This window comes from Streptomyces sp. NPDC039609, assembly GCF_055596705.1.
Window position 1 is genome coordinate 44504 of record NZ_JBVIUJ010000015.1, and the last position, 15963, is coordinate 60466.

A 15963-nucleotide genomic window follows, 5' to 3' on the forward strand; every position below is an offset into this window, starting at 1 on the left:
ATGCGACGCGTTCGTTGCCCGGCCGGGAGTGTCGCCTTGCGCCGGTTCGACCTCACCCTCTGACCTGCTGTACAGTCTTCCTCGCAGCCCCACGCAGGGCTGCGAGCAAGGTCCTGTGGAGCAGTTGGTTAGCTCGCCACCCTGTCAAGGTGGAGGTCGCGGGTTCAAGTCCCGTCAGGATCGCTTCCAGGAAGGCCCGCACCGATCGGTGCGGGCCTTCTTCGTTGCCTTCCCATGTATTGACGTCGCCCGCCGGCCGCCGGTACCCCAGACACAGGGAATCGGGGGCCCACAGGAGGTGGTCGCGCATGGCCGCGGCATCCGCAGCACGTGAGTCGAGACATGAGATACGCGCACTGCTGCGCGCCCATCTGGCGGCCGCGTCCCGCTACGGGCACGTCACCCGGCAGTGTTCGGTCTGCCATCGCCTCCTGACGCTCGCCATCGAGCTGGAGCGCGCCGAGGACGAAAGTCCCACCGACCCATGACCAACGGCGGGTTGGCGCCTGTCCCGGGAGTGGGAGGCTGCTCCTTGGCAAGACTTCGCCAGTGTGACGGGAGTCACCGAACGAGTTTCAGAAACCGGTTCACTTACACCCTCCCTACACGGGCCCCATTTAATATGTGCAATTGCACCAGACTTCGAGGGGCCTGACGGGGCACAAAAAAGATCGCGCTGGACCCGGCGGAGTCCAGCGCGATCTATGACGAAGAACCTGTTGGGGCAGGTGCCCGTCGGCAGTGCTTGGGGTGGGCGATCCAGGTTGGGGGACCCGGAAATGCCCGGTCGAGCGGGGTGTTGCGCGTACCTCAGGCCTCGCTGCGCTGCTGCGGAATACCCGCCAGCAGTGCGCGGACCTCAGCCTCGCGGTACCGGCGGTGTCCACCCAGCGTGCGGATGGACGTGAGCTTTCCTGCCTTCGCCCAACGGGTCACCGTCTTCGGGTCCACGCGGAACATCGTGGCAACCTCGGCGGGGGTCAGCAGCGGCTCGGCATCAGGGGTGCGAGCGGTCATGAGCGGCCTCCTCGGGAGAACCGAACCTTCTCGGTTCTTTCCTCTAAATTCTGCACCTTGACCCGCGTTGCCCGAAATGGCAGAAGCGGGCCGAGTCGGTTATAGGACGAACGGCTTGTCCTCGGCACTACAACTACACCATCCGTCCAGCCACGTCGGCCAAACCGATGGAATTGCCCTCGCAGGTGTTCATCAGCGGCGGAAGTCGATGGACCATGCCATAACGGACAGTCACGCCGCTGTGACGATCAGTCACAGAGCGATCAGGAGTCCTCAGACCCCCCATAGAGTGCAATGCTGAGCGTTCCGCCCATACTTGGACGGAAGGAACCCTCCCCGGACTCCTTGTCCTATTTTGGCACGAGGGAGGGTGATGGACGCAAGGGCGCAGTAAGTGCTGTCCGTCACGCTTGAGCCAAAGGCCCGGATCGGGACCTACGTCCCGCCACGGACTCACCAAGGTCCCCCCAAGGACCTGCCGAGGACCCGCGGCGCTAGATGATCATTTACATCAGCCGGACGTGTTCTGTCGATGATCAATTGGCGAACTGCAGGTTCCGGATCTCCCGCCAGCGCTCCGCGAGCCGCCCGTACGCCTCGCTCGCACCCTCCCCGTCGCCGTCCCGCAGCGCCGCGATCCCCTCGGCCACATCCGCCGCCGAGCGGTCCTCCGCGAGCCACTCCGCCGACACCGCGTGCACCAGACCGCCGTAGTCCAGCTCCACCAGCGCCCGGGGATGGAACTCCTCCAGCCACCGGCCCACCTCGACCAGACCCTCTGTCAGCGGCCCCTCGTCGATCGACTCCCTCAGCGCCCGGAGCGCCCGCGCCAGCCGGCGGCGCGCCTGCACCATCGGCGTCCGGTAGCGGAACACCGTCGGCGCTCCCTCACTCCCGGGGACGTACTCCCGCTCCTCGTCCGCGAAGAGCGTGAACCAGCGCACCGGCACCTGCCACACCGCCGTACGGATCCACGGACGCGCGTCCGGGTTCCGCTCCCGCCAGCGCTCGTGGTCCGCCGTCACCTGCGTGCGCACCACCGGCGGCAGCATCGCGTCGAGCACCACCCCCGGCAGGGAACGCCCCGGATCCGCCTCCCGCGCCTGCCCCAGCTCCTCCAGGGCCAGCCAGCCCCGCAGCCGGGTCCGCCACGGACAGACCACGACCACTCCGTCGACGCACGCGACGAAGGCGTCACCGCTCTCGTGGACCGGGACCGGGACGGGAGGCGTCGGCACCAAGTCCGCCAGCGAGCGACGCAGTTCGTCCTGAGCCGTCGGGGTGTCCGCCCGGCTCGCGTACCGGGTCCAATGTCCCCGCTCCGGCTCCGGGAAGGCCGCCAGCGGCTCGTAGACCCGCAGATAGGAGGCGTACGGGACGAGGACCGAAGAGGCGACCGACATGTCGCGATCCTTCCACGGAGGTACTCCGGGAGGGGGTGATCCTGAGCACTGCGGCGGATCTACGCGCGCGTAGGACTTACTCTCTTGCCGAACCGGTCCCGCCACCACCCGCAGGGGGGACCGGCGTAACCGCCGCTTCGTACTTGGGAGTCACCACCGTGACCGATGTGACCGGCGTTCCTGCTGCTGACGTACTGCACACCCTGTTCCATTCGGAGCAGGGTGGCCACGAGCAAGTCGTGCTCTGCCAGGACCGCGCCTCCGGCCTCAAGGCCGTCATCGCCCTCCACTCCACCGCCCTGGGCCCCGCCCTCGGCGGCACCCGGTTCTACCCGTACGCCTCCGAGGCCGAGGCAGTCGCCGACGCACTGAACCTCTCCCGGGGCATGTCGTACAAGAACGCCATGGCCGGCCTCGACCACGGCGGCGGCAAGGCCGTGATCATCGGCGACCCCGAGAGGATCAAGTCCGAGGAGCTGCTGCTCGCCTACGGACGCATGGTCGCCTCCCTCGGCGGCCGCTACGTGACGGCCTGCGACGTCGGCACCTACGTCGCCGACATGGACGTCGTGGCCCGCACCAACCGGTGGACCACCGGCCGCTCCCCCGAGAACGGCGGCGCCGGCGACTCCTCGGTCCTCACCGCCTTCGGCGTCTTCCAGGGCATGCGCGCCTCCGCGCAGACCCTCTGGGGCGACCCCACGCTGCGCGACCGCAAGGTCGGCGTCGCGGGCGTCGGCAAGGTCGGCCACTACCTGGTCGAGCACCTCCTGAGGGACGGCGCGGAGGTCGTCATCACGGATGTCCGCGAGGAGTCGGTGCGCCGGATCACCGACAAGTTCCCGCAGGTCACGGTCGTCGCGGACACCGACGCGCTGATCCGCGTCGAGGGCCTGGACGTGTACGCGCCGTGCGCGCTCGGCGGCGCCCTGAACGACGAGACCGTGCCGGTCCTCACCGCGAAGATCGTCTGCGGCGCGGCCAACAACCAGCTCGCCCACCCGGGTGTCGAGAAGGACCTCGCGGACCGCGGGATCCTCTACGCGCCCGACTACGTCGTCAACGCCGGTGGCGTGATCCAGGTCGCCGACGAGCTCCACGGCTTCGACTTCGACCGGTGCAAGGCGAAGGCCACGAAGATCTTCGACACCACGCTCGAGATCTTCGCTCGTGCGAAGTCGGACGGCATCCCGCCGGCCGCCGCCGCCGACCGGATCGCCGAGCAGCGGATGGCCGAGGCTCGCCGCGGCTGATTCTTGACAGGGCCGGCCCGCGGGGCGCTCCCAGGGGTGAACTTTGTAGGTTCACCCCAATCGAGAGATGACTCACCCCGGTCGGCGGGTCGGCCCTCAAGAAGAGGTTAAAATCGCGATTGACCAGCGAGGACAGGGCACCTCGATGGTTCTGTACCGGGTCATGTGATGCGTGCGGCGTACCGTATGGCCACGGAAGCAGGTACCGTTGAAGCCCTACGGACCGGTCTCTCTGCCGAGAGCCCGTTCCGAATCATGAACGCGTGTCAAGACTCTGGGGCCGCCGAGCCCCGTCACCGAGGGGGTCGAGCCATGGGGCGCGGCCGGGCAAAGGCCAAGCAGACCAAGGTCGCCCGCCAGCTGAAGTACAGCAGCGGCGGGACTGACCTGTCGCGTCTGGCCAACGAGCTGGGCGCTTCGACTTCGAGCCAGCCGCCGAATGGCGAGCCGTTCGAGGACGACGACGAGGAAGACGACCCGTACGCACAGTACGCGGATCTCTACAATTCGGACGACGACGAGGACGAGGACGACGAGTCCGGTCCCGGCGCGTCCCAGCGTCGCGCTTGACCTCTTAAAGAGCGCTGCTCAAGAAACCCGGTCCGGGATACCCGGACCGGGTTTCTGTGCGTCCTCGGGACGCTCCGTGCCGCTCTGTGGGAGACGCCGGATCCGGTGGGGGGCCGTGGCCCGCCCACCGGATCGGAAGCGTCAGACCGCGTAGTCGCCGACCAGCTCGGCGCCGGTCGCGTGGTCGCCGCGCTCGGTGATCTCACCCGCGACCCAGGCCTCGACACCCCGGTCCTCCAGGGTCGCCAGGGCCACGTCCACGGACTCTGCCGGCACGACGGCCATCATGCCGACGCCCATGTTCAGGGTCTTCTCCAGCTCCAGGCGCTCGACCTGTCCGGCCTTGCCGACCAGATCGAAGATCGCGCCCGGGGTCCAGGTCGAACGGTCGACCGTGGCGTGCAGCCCGTCCGGGATCACCCGCGCCAGGTTGGCGGCGAGGCCACCACCGGTGATGTGGCTGAAGGCGTGCACCTCGGTGGTCCGGGTGAGCGCAAGGCAGTCCAGCGAGTAGATCTTGGTGGGCTCCAGGAGCTCCTCGCCGAGGGTCCGGCCGAGCTCCTCGACACGCTGGTCGAGGGTCATGCCGGCGCGGTCGAAGACCACGTGCCGGACGAGCGAGTACCCGTTGGAGTGAAGGCCGGAGGACTCCATCGCGATGACGGCGTCACCCGTACGGATGCGATCGGGCCCGAGCAGCCGGTCCGCCTCCACCGCGCCCGTACCGGCGCCGGCGACGTCGAAGTCGTCCGGGCCGAGCAGGCCGGGGTGCTCGGCGGTCTCGCCGCCGACCAGCGCGCAGCCGGCCAGGACACAGCCCTCGGCGATGCCCTTCACGATCGCGGCGACCCGCTCGGGGTGGACCTTGCCGACACAGATGTAGTCGGTCATGAAGAGCGGCTCGGCGCCGCAGACGACGATGTCGTCCATGACCATCGCGACCAGGTCGTGGCCGATGGTGTCGTAGACGCCCATCTGGCGGGCGATGTCGACCTTCGTGCCGACACCGTCGGTGGCGGAGGCGAGCAGCGGACGCTCGAAGCGCTTGAGGGCGGAGGCGTCGAAGAGGCCGGCGAAGCCGCCGAGGCCACCGAGGACCTCGGGGCGCTGCGTCTTCTTCACCCATTCCTTCATGAGCTCGACGGCGCGGTCACCCGCCTCGATGTCGACGCCCGCGGACGCGTAGGAGGCACCGGTGGTCTCAGACATAGGTGAGAGCTTTCGTGTCGTTACTGCGGTACTGCGGGGGTCTTACGGCCGACGGAGCGCGTCGGCGGCCGCGGTGGCGGCGGGGCCGGCGGCCAGCTCGTTCTCCAGCAGCTGCTTGCCGAGCAGCTCGGGGTCCGGAAGCTCCATCGGGTACTCGCCGTCGAAGCAGGCACGGCAGAGGTTCGGCTTCTGGATCGTGGTCGCCTCGATCATCCCGTCGATGGAGATGTACGAGAGCGAGTCCGCGCCCAGCGACGTGCCGATCTCCTCGATCGTCATGCCGTTGGCGATCAGCTCCGCGCGGGTGGCGAAGTCGATGCCGAAGAAGCAGGGCCACTTCACCGGCGGGGAGGAGATCCGGATGTGGATCTCGGCCGCGCCGGCCTCGCGGAGCATCTTGACCAGAGCGCGCTGGGTGTTGCCGCGGACGATCGAGTCGTCGACGACCACCAGGCGCTTGCCCTTGATGACGTCCTTGAGGGGGTTCAGCTTCAGCCGGATGCCCAGCTGGCGGATGGTCTGGGAGGGCTGGATGAAGGTGCGGCCCACATAGGCGTTCTTCACCAGGCCCGCGCCGAAGGGGATGCCACTGGCCTCGGCGTAGCCGATCGCGGCCGGGGTGCCGGACTCCGGCGTCGCTATGACCAGATCCGCCTCGACCGGGGCCTCCTTGGCGAGGCGACGGCCCATCTCCACACGGGAGAGGTAGACGTTGCGGCCGGCGATGTCCGTGTCCGGGCGGGCCAGGTACACGTACTCGAAGACACAGCCCTTGGGCTTCGCTTCCGCGAATCGCGAGGTGCGGATGCCGTTCTCGTCGATCGCGATCATCTCGCCCGGCTCGACCTCGCGGACGAAGCTGGCGCCGCAGATGTCGAGGGCGGCGGACTCGGAGGCGACGACCCAGCCGCGCTCGAGGCGACCGAGGACCAGCGGGCGGATGCCCTGCGGGTCACGGGCCGCGTAGAGCGTGTGCTCGTCCATGAAGACGAGGGAGAAGGCGCCCCGGACATCGGGGAGGACCTTCGCGGCGGCCTGCTCGATGGTGAGCGGCTTGCCGTCCTCGTCGACCTGGGCGGCGAGGAGCGCCGTCAGGAGGTCGGTGTCGTTGGTGGCCGCCACACGGGTGGTGCGGCCTTCCTGCTTGGGCAGGTCCGCGACCATCTCGGCGAGCTGCGCCGTGTTCACCAGGTTGCCGTTGTGGCCGAGCGCGATGGAGCCGTGGGCTGTCGCCCGGAACGTCGGCTGCGCGTTCTCCCACACGGAGGCACCGGTGGTCGAGTAGCGGGCGTGACCGACCGCGATATGACCTTGGAGGGAACCGAGAGAGGTCTCGTCGAAGACCTGGGACACGAGGCCCATGTCCTTGAAGACGAGGATCTGGGAGCCGTTGCTGACCGCGATTCCCGCGGATTCCTGACCCCGATGCTGGAGGGCGTAGAGCCCGAAGTACGTGAGCTTTGCGACCTCTTCGCCCGGAGCCCAGACACCGAAGACGCCACAAGCGTCCTGGGGGCCTTTCTCGCCGGGGAGCAGATCGTGATTGAGTCGACCGTCACCACGTGGCACGCCTCCGAGTGTAGGCGAGGTCGACCACTGGTCCGAATTGGGGAAATCCAAGGGGTGCCGCGGTGGTGGGATCACACAAACTGATCCATTGACGTGCGTAGACACCCTCCCGCCTAGGCGGGAACGGGCTCCCGCCCGACCGGGCGAACGCAAGCGGACGCTCGTACGGTGCTCCGTGCGGGTCGGGAGTGTGACGGGAGTCGCACCGGACGGGCGCGTTCCCGCCGACGGGCGCCCGGAAAGCGCGTTCCGGGGACTGGGACGGCCGTTGACAGGTGCACGCGCTCTGCGCCAGGCTCCCCGCCATGCAGCCTGTGCGTGACCGTGCGGTCACCCTCGTCGCGCGCCGACACGTGGACCTCGTCCGTGTCGCCAGCGCCATCTGTCGCTGCGCCTGATCCCACCCACGCGCCCCTGATCGCGGAAGTCCCCCGGACCCCCGCGGCCGCCGCCCGCCCGGCGTCCGGGGCGCCCTTTCCTGAGCCACGGCCCGCGTCCGGGCCGCACCGCCGCGCGCCGTCCCGCGCCCGCCAGGACCTCCCCGCATCCCGCACCTCCCAAGGAGCCCCCATGCCCACGCCCAAGATCCCCCTGTCCCGACGCGCCTTCGGCGGGGCAGCCGTCGGGGCCGCCGCCCTCGGCGCGCTGGGTGCCGGCACTGCGCAGGCCGGGACCGCGCAGGCCGCTGCCGGCACCGCGCAGGCCGGGGAGCGGCCGTTCCGTGCCGCCCGCGGCCGGCACTCCCGGCGGCCGAACATCCTTTTCATCCTCGGCGACGACCTCGGCTGGGCCGACCTGTCCTCCTACGGGTCCCCGCACATCCGGACCCCGCACCTGGACCGCCTCGCCCGCCAGGGCGTCCGCTTCACGAACGCCTACTCCGGCTCCGCGACCTGCTCCCCGACCCGCTTCAGCCTCTACACGGGCCGCTTCCCCGGCCGCACGAAGGGCGGGCTCGCCGAGCCGATCGCCGACAAGTCCGTCGGCCTGGAGCCGACCCATCCCACCCTCGCCTCCCGGCTTCGCGAGGCCGGATACGCCACCGCCCTCATCGGCAAGTGGCACTGCGGCTACCTCCCCGACTACTCCCCCACCCGCTCGGGCTGGGACGAGTTCTTCGGCAACTTCGGCGGCGCCCTGGAGTACTACTCCAAGCTCGGCCTCGGCGGCGAGTACGACCTCTACGAGGGCGACGCGCAGTACAAGGACCTGCGCTACTACACCCGGATCCTGACCGAGCGGGCGAGCGAGTACGTGGCCCGCGACCACGAGAAGCCCTGGCTGCTCAACCTGAACTTCACCACCCCCCACTGGCCGTGGATCGCCGACGGCGACGAGGAGGCGAGCGCCGAGATCGTCCGGCGCATCAAGGCGGGCGACCGCTCCGCCCTCTGGCACCAGGACGGCGGCTCGATCGAGAAGTACAAGGAGATGGTCGAGGACCTCGACCGGTCGGTGGGCGAGGTCCTGCGAGCGCTGAAGCGCTCGGGCCAGGAGGACGACACGCTCGTCTTCTTCGCCAGCGACAACGGCGGCGAGCGGTTCTCGTACAACTGGCCGCTCGCCGGGAACAAGGGCTCCCTCCAGGAGGGCGGCATCCGCGTGCCGTCCGTCCTGCGCTGGCCCGCCCGGATCGACGGCGGGCAGGTCAGCGACCTGCCGGTGTACACCCCCGACTGGACGGCGACCCTGCTCGAACTGGGCGGCGCCCGCCCCCATCCCGCCTACCCGCTGGACGGCACCAGCCTCGCCGGGCACCTCCTGCGCGGCGAGAAGGTCGCCGAGCGCGACCTGTTCTGGCGGGTGCGGGGCGAGCGGGCGCTGCGCCGCGGCGACTGGAAGTACTACCGGGGCAAGAGCGGCCGCGACCAGCTCTTCCACCTGACCGAGGACGCCCGCGAGCAGGCGGACCGTGCCCCGTACGAGCAGGAGCGGCTCGCCGGACTTCGGGCGGCGTGGGAGCGGACGGACGCGGGGCTGCTGCCGTACGGGTCCTGAGGCCCCAGGGGTCCCGGGGGCCTGCGGCCTGGGGGTCCCTGGGCCTGCAAGGCCCCGGGGCCCTACGGGGTCGCGCTCGGTGCGGGCTTCGCGGTCGCGGCGAAGCCCTCGCCGTCGGCGCCGGTGAGGGTCAGGGTGCGGTGGCGCAGCTCGTACGAGAGGGGTCCGTCGAGGAGCTCGTACAGCTTCGTCTCCAGCTCCATCTGCGGACCGGAGCAGATCATGCGCGTCGTCGCGACCGGTCCCGTGACGGTGAGGGTCTCCGCGGTGACCTTCGCCATGGCCGTGAACCGGTTGCAGCCCAGGTTGCCGCGGACCCGGCCGTCCTTGTCGATGACGAAGTCGGCCTTGCCCTCGCTGCCCTTGGGCAGTGAGGAGGCCGTCTCGCCGGAGACCAGCGAGTCGATGGCCCAGACGGTGCCGTTCAGCGGGGCGGGCGGCTCGGACGTCAGCGCGACGGTGTTCTTGCCGTCGTCCGAGGTGAGGGTGAGCCGGTCGCCCTCCAGCCGAGCCTTCAGCGTGCCGGCGAAGACCTTCTGGAGCACGGCCTCGAAGGCGCCCCGCTCACCCGGACACGCCATCTCGGTGCCCTGGCCCTGCTGCACGGTGACCTTGTCCCCCTGGACCGACACCTCGGCGCCGAAGCCGTTGCAGCCGCTGTTCCCCGACGCCTGGCCGTTCGCGGCGATCTCGATGTGGGCGCCTTCGGGCGCCGGGGTCTCCTTGCCGGCCACCGTGACCGTGTCGAAGACCCAGTGGACTCCGGTGACGGGCACGTCAGGGGCGACGGTACCGGCGCCGGGATCGGAACCGGCCTTCTCGGTGCCGCACGCCGAGAGCACGACGAGCGAGGCCAGGACTGCGGTGGCTGCGATGGGACGTGTCTTCAGCATGGGGATGGGACGGGCGAGCGGTACGGACGGTTCCGCCCGCCTCCCGCGCGGTGCCGCTCAGCCCATCAGCGGCAGCAGGCCGGAGAGGTCGGCACGTTCGCCGCTCGCGCCGACCTTGGCCTCGTCCAGGGCCTCCGACCAGCCGGTACGGCCGGTGGCGAGCCGGATCCAGGTCAGCGGATCGGTCTCGACCACGTTGGGCGGGGTGCCCCGCGTGTGGCGCGGCCCCTCCACGCACTGCACCACCGCGAAGGGCGGGACCCGCACCTCGACCGCCCCGCCCGGGGCCTTCACCGCGAGCGCGTCGGCGAGCAACCGGGTGCAGGCGGCCAGAGCCTGCCGGTCGTACGGGATGTCCAGTCCGGTCGCCGCGTTGAGGTCGTCGGTGTGGACGACGAGCTCGACCGTACGGGTCACCAGGAAGTCGGCCAGCCGCATGGCGCCGAAGCTGATCGGGAGGAGCCGGTCGTCCGAGGCGCCCGCGATCCCCTCCTCGTACGCCTCCAGGGTCCGCGCGTACAGCGCCGGCAGATCGGAGGACTCGATCCCCCGGGTGCGTTCGTCGATCCGCTCGGCGCCGGAGGCGGTCACGAACGGCCAGTCGAGCAGCGCGAGTTCCTGCTTCGCCGGCTCGGGCAACCCCAGGCAGTGCGGGACGGAGTCGACCATCCACGAGATGTGCGCCGCCAGCTGCCGTACGGTCCACTCCCCCAGCCGGGTCGGCGCGTCGAGCTGCTCGGGGGACAGCGCGAGCACCCCTTGTCGTACGTTCCGGAACTGGGCGAGCACCGCGGCCCGGGTCTTGGTGGAGTCGTAGCTGCGGGTGCGCTTCTTGGCCGGTGGCATGGGGGCGAGGGTAGTCGGAGACTGGAGAGGGAGGGCCGTCAGCAGACACCTACGCGTAGGAGAGGGGTCGATCCGTCATGGCTGAGCACCCTGACACCGTCCTGGTCCGCCGGGGCTACGAAGCGTTCGCCCAGGGAGACATGGACACCATCCGCTCGCTGATGACCTCGGACTGCACCCACCACGCGCCGGGCGACAACCGGATATCCGGGCACCACAAGGGCGTGGACAACTGCATCGCCTACTACGAGCAGCTCGGCGCGCTCACCCACGGCACCATGCGGGTCGACCTCGAAAGCATCACCGTCGACGGCCGCGGGCACGCCATAGCGGCCCACAAGTTCCACGCCGACCGGGGCGACCGCGGTATCGAGATGCACGGCGCGCTCTTCTTCACCATCGTCGGCGGCAAGATCACCGACGTCGACGAGTGCGTCGAGAACATGGACGAGAACGACGCCTTCTGGGGTCAGGCCGAGTAGGCCTCGCGCCCCGCCACGAACCTCTCCCCGTTCTTCGGCACGCCGACACCCCGCCAGGTGAACGGCACGCCCTGCGCCGTGTCCAGGTCCGGGCCGTCCATCAGCTGGAAGTGCACGTGCGGCTCGGTGGAGTTGCCGGAGTTCCCGCACCGGGCGACTTCCTGGCCGGCCACCACCCGGTCACCGGTCCGCACCCCGAGCGAGCCGCGCTTGAGATGCGCGTACATCGCGTAGGTGCCGTCCCCGAGATCGAGGACGAGGTGGTTCCCGGTGACCCGGCGGGCTCCCTGGAGCGCCCTCACGCTGGACTCGACCAACATCAGGTAGACCAGGGCGGGCAGCGAGTTGCGGCTGAGGTGGTCCCGCTGTCCGTCCTCGGCGTGGACGACGGTCGCGTCGGCGACCGCGAGCAGCGGTGCGTCGAAGGCCGGGAAGTCCTCGCTCCGGCGGAACACCGGCCACAGCCCGGCGAAGGCGGGACGCGGGCGTGCCTCGTCCTCCGCCACGATGTCGATGGCGTACGTCTGGCCGAACTGGTGGGTGCCGTGGCTGGGCGTACGGTCCGCCGGGCTGTTGAGGGCGGACCAGCTCCCGCTGACCGGCGGATCCACCTCGACCGTGGCCCGGGGCGCCGCCGCGACCCGCCGGCCCGCGGTCCTGGCGAGCGTGATCCCGAGCGCGGCGCCGGCGACGGCGGGCAGCCAGCCCACCCAGTACGGATACGGCAGGTCGACGAGGACCGAGGCGAGCGCCTGCGCGACGAACACCAGCCAGAGCGTGCGGTGGAGGACCACCGCGATCTTGCGCGAAGACATGAAACGTTCCCCCTGAACGATCGTGGTCATGGACGGGCGGCGGTGAGCACCACCAGGAGCGGGACGACCCGGGCTCCCGGGACCTCGTAGCGGCCGCGTCCGATGGTGTGGAGCCAGCCGGCGCCGGTCAGTTGGCGCAGGTGGTGGTAGATCTGGCCGGTCGTGCCGATCTCCTCGAGATCCGCCAGTTCGGCGGCGGTGCGCCGGCCGCCGAGGATCTCCCGCAGCAGCCGGAGCCGTACGGGATGGCCGAGCGCGGCGAAGGACTCGGCGGTCTCGGCCCAGTCCTCGTCGAGCAGCCGCTCGGTGAAGGCGCCGAACTGCCACTCGTACCGCTCCTGGGTCGGCAGTCGGACCGATCCCGTGAACAGCACGGCGCCGTCCTCGCCCTGCGTGCCCGTGTCCGCGAGCTGCGCCTTGAGCCCCTCCAGGGCCCAGAAGGTGCCGTCGACGGCCTCGGGTGCGGGGCGCTCCGCGCCCTCCAGGGCCGCCATCCGGCGTTCCAGCTCGGCTACCCGCTCTTCCAGCTCCATACATCGAGATTACGTAATTACGTAATCTCGCGCAACCAGGGAACGAGAAAGCCCCCGCCCGAACCCGAAGGTCCGGACGGGGGCTCCCGTACCGCGATGTCTCAGACGCTGCTCAGACCAGCAGGCCCGGGATGGTCGCCTCGTGGGCCGTGCGCAGCTCCTCCAGAGAGATGCTGAACTCGCCCTGCACGTCGACCTCTTCGCCGTCCACGACACCGATCCGGGTCGCGGGCAGACCCCGCGCACCGCACATGTCGGTGAAGCGGAGCTCCTCGCTGCGCGGGACGGCGACGACCGCACGGCCGGCCGACTCGCTGAAGAGGAAGGTGAAGGCGTCGAGACCGTCCGGGACGACCAGACGCGCACCCGTGCCGCCACGCAGGCAGGACTCGACGACCGCCTGCACCAGACCGCCGTCCGACAGGTCGTGCGCCGCGTCGATCATGCCGTCGCGGGAGGCCGAGATCAGGATCTCGCCGAGCAGCTTCTCCCGGTCGAGGTCCACGGCCGGCGGCAGACCGCCCAGGTGCTTGTGGACGACCTCGGACCAGGCCGAGCCGCCGAACTCCTCACGCGTGTCGCCGAGCAGGTAGAGGAGCTGGCCCTCTTCCGCGAAGGCGATCGGCGTACGGCGGTTGACGTCGTCGATCACACCGAGCACGGCCACGACCGGCGTCGGATGGATGGCGACCTCGCCGGTCTGGTTGTACAGCGAGACGTTGCCGCCGGTCACCGGGGTGCCCAGCTGGAGGCAGCCGTCCGCGAGACCACGGGTGGCCTCGGCGAACTGCCACATCACGGCCGGGTCCTCGGGCGAACCGAAGTTCAGGCAGTCCGAGATCGCCAGCGGCTTGGCACCGGAGGCGGCGACGTTGCGGTACGCCTCCGCGAGCGCGAGCTGCGCACCGGTGTACGGGTCGAGCTTCGCGTACCGGCCGTTGCCGTCCGTGGCCATGGCCACGCCGAGGTTGGTCTCCTCGTCGATACGGACCATGCCCGCGTCCTCGGGCTGCGCGAGGACGGTGTTGCCCTGCACGAACCGGTCGTACTGGTCCGTGATCCAGGACTTCGACGCCTGGTTCGGGGAGGAGACCAGCTTCAGGACCTGGTCCTTCAGCTCCTCGCCGTTCTGCGGCCGGGGAAGCTTGTTCGCGTCGTCGGCCTGGAGCGCGTCCTGCCACTCCGGGCGGGCGTACGGCCGGTTGTAGGTCGGCCCCTCGTGGGCCACCGACCGCGGCGGTACGTCGACGATCTGCTCGCCGTGCCAGAAGATCTCCAGGCGCTCGCCGTCGGTCACCTCACCGATGACGACCGCGATGACGTCCCACTTCTCGCAGATCTCCAGGAAGCGGTCGACGTGCTCGGGCTCGACGATCGCGCACATGCGCTCCTGCGACTCGCTCATGAGGATCTCCTCGGGCGAGAGCGTCGCGTCGCGCAGGTGGACCCGGTCGAGCTCGACCCGCATACCGCCGGAGCCGGCGGAGGCCAGCTCCGAGGTCGCGCAGGAGAGTCCGGCGCCACCCAGGTCCTGGATGCCCGCGACCAGCTTCTCCTTGAAGATCTCCAGGGTGCACTCGATGAGGAGCTTCTCCTGGAACGGGTCGCCGACCTGGACCGCGGGGCGCTTGGTGGGCTTGGTGTCGTCGAAGGTCTCGGACGCGAGGACCGAGACACCGCCGATGCCGTCGCCGCCGGTACGGGCGCCGTAGAGGATCACCTTGTTGCCGGGGCCGGAGGCCTTGGCGAGGTGGATGTCCTCGTGCTTCATGACACCGATGCAGCCGGCGTTGACCAGCGGGTTGCCCTGGTAGCACTCGTCGAAGACGACCTCGCCGCCGATGTTCGGCAGGCCCAGGCAGTTGCCGTAGCCACCGATGCCCGCGACGACTCCGGGGAGCACGCGCTTGGTGTCGGGGTGGTCGGCCGCGCCGAAGCGCAGCGGGTCGACCACCGCGACCGGGCGGGCGCCCATGGCGAGGATGTCGCGGACGATGCCGCCGACGCCGGTGGCCGCGCCCTGGTAGGGCTCGATGTACGAGGGGTGGTTGTGCGACTCGACCTTGAAGGTGACCGCGTACCCCTGGCCGACGTCGACGACGCCCGCGTTCTCGCCGATGCCGACGAGCATGGCGTCGTTCTCCGGGACCTTCTCACCGAACTGCTTCAGGTGGACCTTGCTGCTCTTGTAGGAGCAGTGCTCGGACCACATGACGGAGTACATGGCGAGCTCGGCACCGGTGGGACGGCGGCCGAGGATCTCGCGGATGCGGGCGTACTCGTCCTCCTTGAGGCCGAGCTCCTTCCAGGGCTGCTCGCTGTCCGGCGTCTCGGTCGCGTGCTTGACCGTGTCCAGAGTCATCAGGCGTTGACCAGCTTCTTGAGGATCGAGGTGAAGAAACCGAGGCCGTCGGTACGGCCCGTACCGATCAGCGGCTCGACGGCGTGCTCGGGGTGCGGCATGAGGCCGACCACGTTGCCCGCGGCGTTGGTGATGCCCGCGATGTCACGGAGCGAGCCGTTGGGGTTCACGTCCAGGTAGCGGAAGGCCACCCGCCCCTCGGCCTCCAGCTCGTCGAGCACCCGCTCGTCGGCGACGTACCGGCCGTCCATGTTCTTGAGCGGGACCTGGATCTCCTGGCCCTGCTCGTAGTCCACGGTCCACGCGGTGTCCGCGTTCTCCACCCGCAGCTTCTGGTCGCGGCAGATGAAGTGCAGGTGGTTGTTGCGCAGCATCGCGCCCGGCAGCAGATGGGCCTCGGTGAGGATCTGGAAGCCGTTGCAGATGCCGAGGACGGGCATGCCCGCCTTCGCCTGCTCGATGATCGTCTCCATCACCGGCGAGAAGCGGGAGATGGCTCCGGCCCGCAGATAGTCGCCGTAGGAGAAGCCGCCGGCCAGGACCACGGCGTCGACCTGCTTGAGGTCCTTGTCGCGGTGCCAGAGCGAAACGGGCTCGGCGCCCGCGAGGCGGGCCGCGCGCAGTGCGTCCTGGTCGTCGAGCGTTCCGGGGAACGTCACGACCCCGATGCGTGCGGTCACGACTCGACCTTCACGACGAAGTCTTCGATCACGGTGTTTGCAAGGAAGGTTTCGGCCATCTCGTGGATGCGGGCGAGGGCGGCGTCGTCGACCGGTCCCTCCACCTCCAACTCGAAGCGCTTCCCCTGGCGGACGTCGGCGATTCCGGCGAATCCCAGGCGGGGCAGTGCACGCTGCACCGCCTGCCCCTGGGGGTCGAGGATCTCCGGCTTGAGCATGACGTCGACTACGACGCGTGCCACTGGCACTCCCGGTGGTGTGTTGCGTGGGCGGTTCCCTCAGCGTACCTGCCTCCAAATTCTACGCGGGTAGAAATCTGGAGGACCCTACAAA

17 protein-coding genes and 1 tRNA gene are annotated in these 15963 nt (G+C 69.8%); 7 read left to right on the forward strand and 11 right to left on the reverse strand.

Translation table 11 applies throughout. The features are described 5' to 3' along the window. Nucleotides 1–109: 109 nt before the first annotated feature. Nucleotides 110–183, forward strand: a tRNA-Asp gene (locus ACZ561_RS34055). Between the two features lie 125 nt (nucleotides 184–308). Next, nucleotides 309–488, forward strand: coding sequence for a DUF6274 family protein (locus tag ACZ561_RS34060; protein ID WP_376445143.1), 180 nt, complete (start codon nucleotides 309–311; stop codon nucleotides 486–488). Between the two features lie 322 nt (nucleotides 489–810). On the opposite strand, the gene bldC is transcribed toward ACZ561_RS34060, so the two are convergent. Both bldC and ACZ561_RS34070 read right to left on the reverse strand, forming a co-directional pair. Next, nucleotides 811–1017 (reverse strand): developmental transcriptional regulator BldC, encoded by a 207-nt coding sequence (gene bldC / locus ACZ561_RS34065; RefSeq protein WP_003949541.1) that lies wholly within the window; start codon nucleotides 1015–1017, stop codon nucleotides 811–813. 536 nt (nucleotides 1018–1553) lie between these two features. Further along, nucleotides 1554–2420, reverse strand: a complete 867-nt coding sequence (locus tag ACZ561_RS34070; protein ID WP_471002663.1) for a DUF8083 family protein — start codon at nucleotides 2418–2420, stop codon at nucleotides 1554–1556. A 158-nt stretch (nucleotides 2421–2578) separates the two neighbouring features. On the opposite strand from ACZ561_RS34070, the gene ACZ561_RS34075 reads away from it, so the two are divergent. Beyond that, on the forward strand, nucleotides 2579–3673 hold the full coding sequence (locus tag ACZ561_RS34075) for a Leu/Phe/Val dehydrogenase (protein WP_471002666.1): 1095 nt from the start codon (nucleotides 2579–2581) through the stop codon (nucleotides 3671–3673). A gap of 312 nt (nucleotides 3674–3985) precedes the next feature. Then, the gene (locus tag ACZ561_RS34080) at nucleotides 3986–4243 is read left to right on the forward strand and encodes a DUF3073 domain-containing protein (RefSeq protein WP_376445136.1); all 258 of its coding nucleotides are present in this window, start codon (nucleotides 3986–3988) and stop codon (nucleotides 4241–4243) included. 141 nt (nucleotides 4244–4384) lie between these two features. Here the strand turns inward: ACZ561_RS34080 and purM are convergent, their stop codons facing one another. Continuing rightward, complete coding sequence (gene purM, locus ACZ561_RS34085) at nucleotides 4385–5452, reverse strand: phosphoribosylformylglycinamidine cyclo-ligase (RefSeq protein ID WP_471002669.1); 1068 nt, start codon at nucleotides 5450–5452, stop codon at nucleotides 4385–4387. A gap of 42 nt (nucleotides 5453–5494) precedes the next feature. After that, nucleotides 5495–7021, reverse strand: a complete 1527-nt coding sequence (gene purF, locus ACZ561_RS34090) for an amidophosphoribosyltransferase (protein WP_376445131.1) — start codon at nucleotides 7019–7021, stop codon at nucleotides 5495–5497. A gap of 305 nt (nucleotides 7022–7326) precedes the next feature. Here purF and ACZ561_RS34095 point away from each other — a divergent pair, with 305 nt between their 5' ends. Next, nucleotides 7327–7419: a putative leader peptide gene (locus tag ACZ561_RS34095; RefSeq protein ID WP_352189727.1), complete on the forward strand. Its 93-nt coding sequence runs from the start codon at nucleotides 7327–7329 to the stop codon at nucleotides 7417–7419. 172 nt (nucleotides 7420–7591) lie between these two features. Next, nucleotides 7592–9019 carry a sulfatase family protein gene (locus tag ACZ561_RS34100; RefSeq protein WP_471002674.1) on the forward strand — a complete coding sequence of 476 codons (1428 nt, stop codon included), beginning with the start codon at nucleotides 7592–7594 and terminating at the stop codon, nucleotides 9017–9019. Between the two features lie 62 nt (nucleotides 9020–9081). Here ACZ561_RS34100 and ACZ561_RS34105 read toward each other — a convergent pair whose 3' ends face one another. Continuing rightward, complete coding sequence (locus ACZ561_RS34105; RefSeq protein ID WP_471002676.1) at nucleotides 9082–9912, reverse strand: META domain-containing protein; 831 nt, start codon at nucleotides 9910–9912, stop codon at nucleotides 9082–9084. A gap of 57 nt (nucleotides 9913–9969) precedes the next feature. Then, nucleotides 9970–10758 (reverse strand): maleylpyruvate isomerase family mycothiol-dependent enzyme, encoded by a 789-nt coding sequence (locus tag ACZ561_RS34110; protein WP_471002678.1) that lies wholly within the window; start codon nucleotides 10756–10758, stop codon nucleotides 9970–9972. Nucleotides 10759–10835: 77 nt separating this feature from the next. Between ACZ561_RS34110 and ACZ561_RS34115 the strand changes: the two genes are divergently transcribed. Next, nucleotides 10836–11240, forward strand: a complete 405-nt coding sequence (locus ACZ561_RS34115) for a nuclear transport factor 2 family protein (protein WP_471002681.1) — start codon at nucleotides 10836–10838, stop codon at nucleotides 11238–11240. On the opposite strand, the gene ACZ561_RS34120 is transcribed toward ACZ561_RS34115, so the two are convergent. The 5 genes from ACZ561_RS34120 to purS all read right to left on the reverse strand — a co-directional run bounded on the left by ACZ561_RS34120 (nucleotide 11228) and on the right by purS (nucleotide 15872). Beyond that, entirely contained in the window at nucleotides 11228–12055 is an 828-nt protein-coding gene (locus ACZ561_RS34120; RefSeq protein WP_471002684.1) for a M23 family metallopeptidase, read from the reverse strand. The two genes, ACZ561_RS34115 and ACZ561_RS34120, sit on opposite strands and share 13 nt — an antisense overlap. A gap of 26 nt (nucleotides 12056–12081) precedes the next feature. Further along, the gene (locus tag ACZ561_RS34125) at nucleotides 12082–12588 is read right to left on the reverse strand and encodes an ArsR/SmtB family transcription factor (RefSeq protein ID WP_471002687.1); all 507 of its coding nucleotides are present in this window, start codon (nucleotides 12586–12588) and stop codon (nucleotides 12082–12084) included. 112 nt (nucleotides 12589–12700) lie between these two features. Further along, on the reverse strand, nucleotides 12701–14950 hold the full coding sequence (gene purL / locus ACZ561_RS34130; RefSeq protein ID WP_471002690.1) for a phosphoribosylformylglycinamidine synthase subunit PurL: 2250 nt from the start codon (nucleotides 14948–14950) through the stop codon (nucleotides 12701–12703). Then, nucleotides 14950–15630, reverse strand: coding sequence for a phosphoribosylformylglycinamidine synthase subunit PurQ (purQ, locus tag ACZ561_RS34135; RefSeq protein ID WP_385143758.1), 681 nt, complete (start codon nucleotides 15628–15630; stop codon nucleotides 14950–14952). The genes purL and purQ overlap by 1 nt, the downstream gene beginning before the upstream one ends. Further along, nucleotides 15627–15872, reverse strand: a complete 246-nt coding sequence (purS, locus tag ACZ561_RS34140; protein ID WP_015035032.1) for a phosphoribosylformylglycinamidine synthase subunit PurS — start codon at nucleotides 15870–15872, stop codon at nucleotides 15627–15629. Before purS ends, purQ begins: the two co-directional genes overlap by 4 nt. Between the last annotated feature and the right edge of the window lie 91 nt (nucleotides 15873–15963).